The 8,197-nt window shown below is 73.6% G+C and carries 6 protein-coding genes; 2 read left to right on the top strand and 4 right to left on the bottom strand.

Features of this window, described 5'->3' with window-relative positions; genetic code table 11:
* The 3 genes from DY240_RS25720 to DY240_RS25710 form a co-directional block, all read right to left on the bottom strand.
* The coding region (locus DY240_RS25720; protein WP_199702433.1) for a glycosyltransferase at positions 1 to 1,051 on the bottom strand (1,051 nt) is incomplete at its 3' end.
* Positions 1,048 to 2,043, bottom strand: coding sequence for a glycosyltransferase family 2 protein (locus tag DY240_RS25715; protein WP_119662537.1), 996 nt, complete (start codon positions 2,041 to 2,043; stop codon positions 1,048 to 1,050). The genes DY240_RS25720 and DY240_RS25715, both read right to left, overlap by 4 nt.
* A gap of 108 nt (positions 2,044 to 2,151) precedes the next feature.
* The gene (locus tag DY240_RS25710) at positions 2,152 to 3,267 is read right to left on the bottom strand and encodes a LacI family DNA-binding transcriptional regulator (RefSeq protein WP_158603002.1); all 1,116 of its coding nucleotides are present in this window, start codon (positions 3,265 to 3,267) and stop codon (positions 2,152 to 2,154) included.
* Between the two features lie 88 nt (positions 3,268 to 3,355).
* Here DY240_RS25710 and DY240_RS25705 point away from each other — a divergent pair, with 88 nt between their 5' ends.
* Positions 3,356 to 5,440, top strand: coding sequence for a DUF2264 domain-containing protein (locus DY240_RS25705; RefSeq protein WP_119662535.1), 2,085 nt, complete (start codon positions 3,356 to 3,358; stop codon positions 5,438 to 5,440).
* Entirely contained in the window at positions 5,437 to 6,570 is a 1,134-nt protein-coding gene (locus DY240_RS25700; protein ID WP_158603001.1) for an alginate lyase family protein, read from the top strand. The genes DY240_RS25705 and DY240_RS25700 overlap by 4 nt, the downstream gene beginning before the upstream one ends.
* On the opposite strand, the gene DY240_RS25695 is transcribed toward DY240_RS25700, so the two are convergent.
* Positions 6,567 to 8,126, bottom strand: a complete 1,560-nt coding sequence (locus DY240_RS25695) for a glycosyl hydrolase (RefSeq protein ID WP_119662533.1) — start codon at positions 8,124 to 8,126, stop codon at positions 6,567 to 6,569. The two genes, DY240_RS25700 and DY240_RS25695, sit on opposite strands and share 4 nt — an antisense overlap.
* Positions 8,127 to 8,197 lie beyond the last annotated feature (71 nt).

The raw sequence follows: 8,197 nt of genomic DNA, 5'->3' as shown, positions 1-8,197 counted from the left end.
CGGCCGCCCTGAGTCGGGCGAGCGCCCGGCGGTCGGTGAGCGCCTCGAGCGCGCCGGCGAGCGCCGCGGCGTCGCCGGGCGGCACGAAGACCGCCGCGTCACCGAACGCCCGCCGCTGCGGCTCGGTGTCGCTGGTGACGACGGCGCACCCGGCCGCCGCGCCCTGGTACACCTTGTTCGGGACGACGGCGCGCGCCTTGCCGGTGCCGCCGAAGATGCCGAGGCAGACGTCGTGCCCGGCCACGAGGTCCGGCAGTTCCGCGGCGCCGAGCCAGTCGTGCCACGTCACGACCACGGCGCTCCCGGGTCCGATCCCGGCCAGGACCGCCCGCACCGCGGCGGCGTCCTGCCCCGAGCCCACCAGCGTCGCCCGGATCCGCACGCCGCGGGCGTCGAGCAGGCGCAGCGCCTCGGCGATCACCGGCGCGCCCTGCAACGGCGTGAACAGGCCGAAGAACACCACGGCGAGCGGGCCGCCGCCCGTCTCGTCCGTCCTCGCGGCGCGCTCTCCGGCGTCGAACCAGGCCTGCGTGGCGCCGACCGGGACCACGACCGCGTCCCGGCGCCGTCGCGCCGGCACCTGCGCGGCGTGCTCGGCCGTGTCGGTGACGACGACGTCCGCGGCCGCGATCGCCAGCCGGTCCAGGCCCGAGAGCAGCGCCGTCCGGACTCCGGTGCCGACGCCGCGGTCGCGGGCGGTACCGGCGGCGAAGATCAGGTGGTCCAGCACGATGGTGCTGGCGGGGAAGAGGACCCGGGCGAGCAGCACGTCGAAGTGGCCGAGGTAGCCGACCAGCACGTGGCTCGGCCACTCGGCGCGGCCGAGCCGGCGGGCGCGCCGGGCGAGCGTCAGCCACCGCCGGCCCAGGCGGGCGACGAGCACGGGCAGCAGCCACGGCTTGCGCAGCAGCTCCACCCGCCGGGCCGTGTCGAGGCCCAGCGGCTCGTTGAGCTCCCGGACGTCGGCGCCGCGCTCGCGCAACCCGTCGACGAGCACCTGGACCCTGGGGTGCGCCGCGGCGTCGTACGTCCCGAACGCCAGCACTCTCACGGTGCGACGGCCTCGCTGGCGGCCAGCTCCTCCGCCCGCCGCACGACCTCGCGGCCGTCGTCGTACTGCAGCGCCTTGAGCCGCTCGAGGGTCTCCTCCAGCAGGATGCGGTTGGTGCGCTGCAGGTCGACGATCACCAGCAGCGCGAACGTCAGCAGCGCCCCCACGAGCATCGCGGTGCCGAAGATCAGCGACTGGATGTGCCCGGCGCCGTCGCCCATGAACCAGTAGACGAGGAAGCGCACGAACGGCACCAGACCGGCCACCAGCATCGGCACGCCGATCCAGCCGAGGATCACGTTCGGCCGGTACATGAGGTACGACCGCGAGATCGCCCGGCCGGACAGGTACATGTGCTGCCACTGGTGGGAGAACAGCCGCGACTCGCGGGTCTTCGGGTTCGTGACGATCTGCAGCGAGGTGATCGCCAGCCGCTTGTTGCCGGCCTGGATGATCGTCTCCATGCAGTAGCTGAACTGCGTGACGACGTTGAGCCGCAGCAGCGCCGCCCGCGAGTAGGCGCGGAACCCGCTCGCGGCGTCCGGGAGATCCGTGCCCGCGGCGAAGCTCACGACGCGCGAGCCGAACCGCTGCATCGCCTTCTTGAACGGGGAGAAGTGCGCGATGGTGCTGGTCTGCCGGTCCCCGATCACGACGTCCGCCTCGCCGGCGATCACCGGCCAGACCAGGTCGGCGATGCGCTCCTGCGGGTACTGGTTGTCGCCGTCGGTGTTCACGACGATGTCCGCGCCGTGGGCCAGCGCGTGGTCGACGCCGTCGCGGAAGGACCGGGCCAGCCCCATGGTGCGCGGGTGACGCAGCACCTCGGCGCCGTAGGAGCGCGCCACCTCGGCGGTCCGGTCGGTCGAGCCGTCGTCGATCACCAGCACGCGGATCTCGTCCACACCGGGGATCTCGCGCGGGATCGACTCGAGCACCAGGGGGAGCGTCTGTTCCTCGTTGAGGCACGGGATCTGGACGAACAGCTTCATGACATCCTCGCGCGGGACTGCGGACGGCAAAGTCGCGAGCAGGCTAACCACGGTGCGGGGCGTTCAGCCGGGCGTCACGGCCACTGTTCCTCGAAGGTTCACGAGGGGTTAGACGTGCGGGGGCGGAGCACAGCTCGCGCGGCAGACGTGGTCGAGCGGGAGCATCACTCGCGCGGGAGAGTCGCCCCCGGGCGGCCTCCCGTGCAGGAGGCCGGCCAGCAGCAGGGCGGCGCGCTCGCCGGTGGCGTAGAAGTGCGGGTCGTAGCTGCAGACGGCCGGCCACAGGTACCTGCTGACCGAGTCGTCGAAGCCGAAGACGGTGAGCTGATCGGGCACCGCGACGCTCAGCTCCCGGGCCGCTTCGAGGACGCCGTGTGCGACGTGGTCGTTGTAGGCGACGATCGCCGTGACCGGCTCGCCCGAGGCCGGCAGGCCGTCGGTGAGCAGCCGCCGGGCCAGGTCGCGGCCGGCGGTCTCGCTCAGCGGCCCCGACGCGTGCACGATCGGGGTGTCGGCGGGGTCCAGGCCCAGCGCGGCGACGGCGTCGTGCCAGCCGCGCTCGTGGTCGAGGGCGGTCGAGGACGGCGCCGAGTCGCGGGGGAAGATCGCGGCGAATCGGCGGTGCCCGAGGCGGTGGAGCCGGCGGACGGCGTCGCTGGTGCCGCCGGTCCAGTCGGGCGTCACGCAGTGCACCGGGGACGCGCCGGGCTCGTGCCCGAGGTGCCGGTTGACCAGGACGTACGGGGTGCCGGCCCGCTCGAGCGGCTGCAGGTCGCTCGCGCGCAGCGCGCCGGCCGCGACGACGAGGATGCCGTCAGCGCGGTCCTCGGCCACGAAGCCGGCCAACTCCGCCGCCGGGTGTGCCGAGTCCATGGCGGCGAGCTGGACGTCCATGCCCTGAGCGGCCGCGCCGGCCAGGATGCCCGCGAGCGTCGGCCCGTAGGCCGAGTGGGGGAGGCGTGAGGCGGACAGGCCGAGGCTGACCACGGCGCAGCGCAGCGCCGCCTGGCGGCCCATGGCGAGGTGGCGCGCGCGGATGCTGGGCCGGTAGCCCAGCCGCTGGGCCAGCTGCTGGACCCGGACGCGGGTCGCCTCGGCGACGTCGTCGTAGCCGGCCAGCGCCCGCGAGACGGTGGTGATGCTGAGCCCGGCATCGGCGGCGACGTCGCTGAGCGTGACACGACCGCGGCGGTCGCGAGCCGCGGCGCTGCCGTTGTCTGCCACGCGCGCGAGCGTAGCACCGCCGGCGCCTCCAAAGCGCTGTGGTTCCGCCCTTGCCAGTGGTGCCCGCGAGCTGGTTGGATTCGGTCGCATGGCCTCCAAAGCGCTTTCGAACCAGGCGGCGCACGACCCGACGCGCTCGGCCGGCTGGCCGGACGAGGATCGGGGTTCGGCGCCGTTCACCGGGTGGACCCGCGCGCACTGGGAGGCCACGGCCGACGCGTTGCTCCTGGCGCCGCGCCGGTACGCCACGGCGTCCCACGCGCTGGTGCACCTCCCGGGGCCGGCCAGCAGGTCGGGCCGGTGGAGCGACGGCCTGGAGGGATTCGCCCGGACGTTCCTGCTGGCCGGGTTCCGGCTCGCCGGCGCCGGCGGCGACGACCCCCACGACCTGGCCGGATGGTACGCACGAGGCATCGCGGCCGGCGTCGATCCCGGGTCGCCCGAGCGCTGGCCGCGGCTCACCGAACGGCGGCAGGCCCACGTCGAAGCCGCGTCGGTCGCGATCGGCCTGCACGAGACCCGGCCGTGGATCTGGTCGCGGCTGTCCGACCGGACCCGTGCGCAGGTCGTCGACTGGCTCGGCGACATCGTGGGACAGGGCGGCTACGGCAACAACTGGGTGTGGTTCCAGAACATCGTCGAGGCGTTCCTGCGCACGGTGGACGGCCCGTGGGACCCCGCCGACATCGAGCGCAACCTCGCGGCGCACGAGAGCTGGTACGTGGCCGACGGCTGGTACACCGACGGCGGCGTCCGCAACTTCGACTACTACGTCGGCTGGGCGATGCACTTCTACCCGGTGTGGTACTCGCGCATCCTCGGCGCCGGGGCCGACCCGGCGTTCGCCGCGACGACCCGCGACCGGCTGCGCCGGTTCCTGCTGGACGCCCAGCACCTGGTCGCGGCCGGCGGCGCGCCCGTCCTCCAGGGGCGGTCGCTGACCTACCGGTTCGCGATGCTCGCCCCGTTCTGGGCCGGCGCCGTCGCCGACGCCCAGGTGCCGGCTGACGGCGGCGACGGCGACGCCGTGCCGCCCGGCGTGACCCGCCGCCTGGCGAACGGCGTGCTCCGGTACTTCCTCGACCACGGCTCCCGCGACGAGCGCGGCCTGCTGCCGATCGGCTGGCACGGGCCGTTCCCGCGGATCCGGCAGTACTACTCGGGGCCGGGCTCGCCGTACTGGGCGAGCAAGGGCTTCGCGGGGCTCGTGCTGCCGTCGTCGCACCCGGTGTGGACGGCGGCCGAGCGGCCGCTGCCGGTCGAGTCCGGCGACGCCCACCGCGTCATCGAGCCGCCCGGCTGGATCGTCTCGGCGACCCGCGCCGACGGCATCGTGCGGGTGCTCAACCACGGCACCGACCACGCGGCCGTGCCGAGCGCCGCCGCCGACCTGCCGTTCTACGCCCGGCACGGGTACGCGTCGCACGCCGCGCCTGAGCTGTCGCACGGCGACGCCCGCGGGCCGGTCGACTCGCACGTCGCGCTCCTCGACGCCGCCGGCCGGCCGAGTCACCGGACGCCGCTGCGGCGGGTCGATAGCGGCCCGGACGCCCTGGCGTCGTGCAGCCGGGCGCACTGGCTCGAGCTGTCCCCCGACGCCGGCACGACCCAGGACGCCGGGAGCATGCGCACCGGCCCGTGGCTCACCACGGCGACGCTGGTCCGCGGGGGTGTCGAGGTGCGCCTCGCTCGGGTCGACCCGGTGCCGCAGGGCTACGGCCGGCCGGGCACCGCCGGGTCGGACGATCCGGACGCGCACTGGCTGCCCGATCCGGGCCCGTGGCGGTTGCGCTTCGGGGGGTGGGCGGTGGCGAGCGACGCGGCGGCGCCCGCGCACGGGCTCGGCGACCGGTACGCCTCCGCTACGACCGACGCGGGCCTGATCAGCGTCGTCGTCGGCCACGACGATGTCGACGAGGTCGGCGTCCGGGCGTCCGACGGCACCAATCCGCTGGGACGGCGGTCCGCGACGCCGTGGGCGCAGAGTTCCTCACCGGTCGACACCGGGAGGGTCTATGCGGCCGTGGTCGCGCTGACCGGCGTGCCCTCGGTGGCCGAGGACGCGCGCCGGACGGCCGTGCGCATCGACGGCGCCGACGTCACCGTCGAGTGGCCCGACGGCACGTTCGCCATGGCGCGGCTCACCGCACCGGACGCGGCCGGCTCGCGGTGACGGCGCCGGCGGCCTTCCTGACCCCCGATCGGGCCTGGGCCGAGGTGACGCGCGGCCTGGCGGCCGACCCCCGGGCTCGCGCGGTGCTGACCGACGAGTGCGCCGCGCAGCGCCGGACCCCGCTGCGGAGTGTGACGGACAAGCCGGTGCCGGCGGCGAGCGGCTCGCGGCACGACTACGTGAGCATCGCGCCGTACTGGTGGCCCGACCCGTCGCGGCCCGGCGGACTGCCGTGGGTGCGGCGCGACGGCGAGGTCAACCCGGCCTACCACGACTACGACAACGCCCGCCTCGACGCCATGTCGCAGGCGGTGGCCTCGTCGATCGTGGCGCACCGGGTGACCGGCGACGACCAGCACGCCGAGTTCGCCGGCCGGTATCTGCGGCACTGGTTCCTCGACCCGGCCACGAGGATGAACCCGAACCTCGTCCACGCCCAGGCCATCGCGGGCGTGACCGACGGCCGCGGCATCGGCATCATCGACACCGCCGGGCTGGTCCACCTGCTCGACGCGGTCTGCCACCTGCCGCTCGGGCCGCACTGGTCCGCGGCCGACCTCGACGGACTGCGGCAGTGGTGCTCCGACTACCTCGACTGGCTGCTCACCAGCGAGCACGGCCGCGCCGAAGGCGCCGAGGCGAACAACCACGGCACCTGGTTCGACGCCCAGGTGGTGGCGTACGCGACGTTCACCGGACGCGCCGACGTGGCCGAGCGGCAGTTGGAGCGCCGCACGGTGGGACGCCTGGAGACGCAGATCGCCGCCGACGGCGGCATGCCGCACGAGCTGCGGCGGACGCTGTCGCTGACCTACTCGGCGTTCAACCTGCTCGGCTTCCTGTGCCTCGCGTCGCTCGCGCAGCACGTCGGCGTCGACCTGTGGCGGCACGGCGACGCGCTGCGGCGCGCGGCCGGCCACCTGGTGCCGTTCCTCGTCGGAGAGCGCGAGTGGACGCATCCGCAGATCGTTCCGTTCGACCGGTACGTCGTCGCGCCGCTACTGACCCTGGTGCCGGAGCACGACGCGCTCGCGGCCGCGCACGCCGAGTGGCCGCACCATCGGCTGATCTTCTCCCACGTCAGGATCGCCAGCCGGTCCGGCCTCGTGCCAGGCCCGGGCGGGTCCTAGACGGTGGCCACGACCTCGTCGAAGCGGACGCCGCCGGCGGTGCGGCCGGCGACCAGGCCGGCCTTGTCCAGGACCAGCCCGACGCGGGTCGCGGGGCCGTGCCAGACGCCGTCGTTCGCGCCGCCGAAGTGCAGGTAGCCGGACCCGCTGTCGAAGTCGGTGACGGCGATCTCCTGCCAGGCGCCGGACGGGGTGAACGTCAGGTTCTGCTGGTGGGTCTGGCCGGTGCTGTCGGTGACCCGCAGCCCGACGCGTCGCACCGTCGTCGCGCGCACCCAGAATGTGAGCGCGGTGAGGTTCAGGTTCGGCACCGGGCGGGAGATCTGCACGTAGTTGCCGCCGCCGGCGAAGTCGCCGTGCAGCACACCGGCCAGGGCGCCGCCCATGACGTACGTGTCGTTGCGCTGGAACGAGCCGGTGGCGCCGGGGAACTCCGGACCGAGCCCCAGCACCCAGCCCTCGCTCGGCCCCTCGAAGCCGCCGATCAGCACGTCGTCGCCCACCAGCCTGCGGCCCACCTTCTTGTACCGCCAGTCGGTGTGGTCCATGGTGACCGGGTCGAAGTTGGGGAACTCGACGAGACCGTAGTTCGCCTCCTGGTAGTCGCTCTTGAGCGGCTCGTTCAACAGCTCGTAGAGGATCAGCGCCTCGACGTGCGGATGGGCCGCGCAGAGCGCGCGGATCTGGTGATACCAGTTGACCTGGCGCTGCTGGTTCTCCGCCTCGCTCTTGTCGTCGTCGGGTCGTTCGTTCGTTTCCGACACCCAGATCGGCAGCCCGTACTCCGACCAGAGCCAGTCGAAGATGTTCGTGATGCCACTGACCGGCAGGTCGCCGATGTTCCGTTGCATCTCGGCGTACCAGTGCCAGTCGATGAAGTCGAGGTCGACGTTGTCGAGCAGGTAGCGCTGCCACCAGGTCGGGAACCATCCCTTGACCGCCACCGACGTCTTCGCCGTCGGCTGGACCGACTTCAACCCGGCGTCGGCGCCCTTGATCCACTGCATCGCCCGAGCCGTCTTGACGTGGTCGTAGTGGTTGTACGAGTGGCCGGTCGCCTCGGGCGGCGTCAGCATCTGCTTGAACAGCTCCCACTCGTTGCCCAGGTTGTAGTGGGTGAACATGTGCCCGTAGTTCGTGGCGAACCCGGCCATCAGCGCGTAGCCGCGGTCGTAGTTCTCCTGCGGCGAGATGTCCGGCGAGTAGTTGTCGTACACCATCGGCAGGCAGTCGATGCCGGCGTCGGCGAGCAGGCCCTGCATGGTGAGGAACTTGGTGTGGTTCGTCGACCGGCCGGTCGCGTCGGTCTTGATGTCGGTGCGGTAGATGTCCATGCCCATCGCGGTGAGCATGGCCACCTGGGTCGCGTAGGGGACGCCCGGCTCGGCGTCGGCGTCGTAGGCCTTGGTGTTGTAGGGGTGACCGTTGGCGCCGAAGCGCAGCGGCGTCGCCGCGGACGCCGTGCCGGCCGACGACAGCAGGGCCGGGAGGGGGAGGGCCGCGCCGGCGGTGGCCAGGCCGGCGGCCTTGAGCAGTTCTCGACGGGTCGGTCGCATCGTTGCCTCCGGTGGTCGAGTGGAGCAAGGGTGGGGTCGGGCCCGGCCGGAGCCGCCGGTGACGGCTCCGG

Source organism: Jiangella rhizosphaerae (assembly GCF_003579925.1).
Taxonomy (GTDB): domain Bacteria; phylum Actinomycetota; class Actinomycetes; order Jiangellales; family Jiangellaceae; genus Jiangella; species Jiangella rhizosphaerae.
This window is presented reverse-complemented; position numbering and strand designations above follow the sequence as displayed.

Coding starts and splice junctions, on each gene's coding strand:
- DY240_RS25715 (WP_119662537.1), bottom strand. CDS start 2,043: ATGAAGCTGTTCGTCCAGATCCCGTGCCTCAACGAGGAACAGACGCTC.
- DY240_RS25695 (WP_119662533.1), bottom strand. CDS start 8,126: ATGCGACCGACCCGTCGAGAACTGCTCAAGGCCGCCGGCCTGGCCACC.
- DY240_RS25705 (WP_119662535.1), top strand. CDS start 3,356: ATGGCCTCCAAAGCGCTTTCGAACCAGGCGGCGCACGACCCGACGCGC.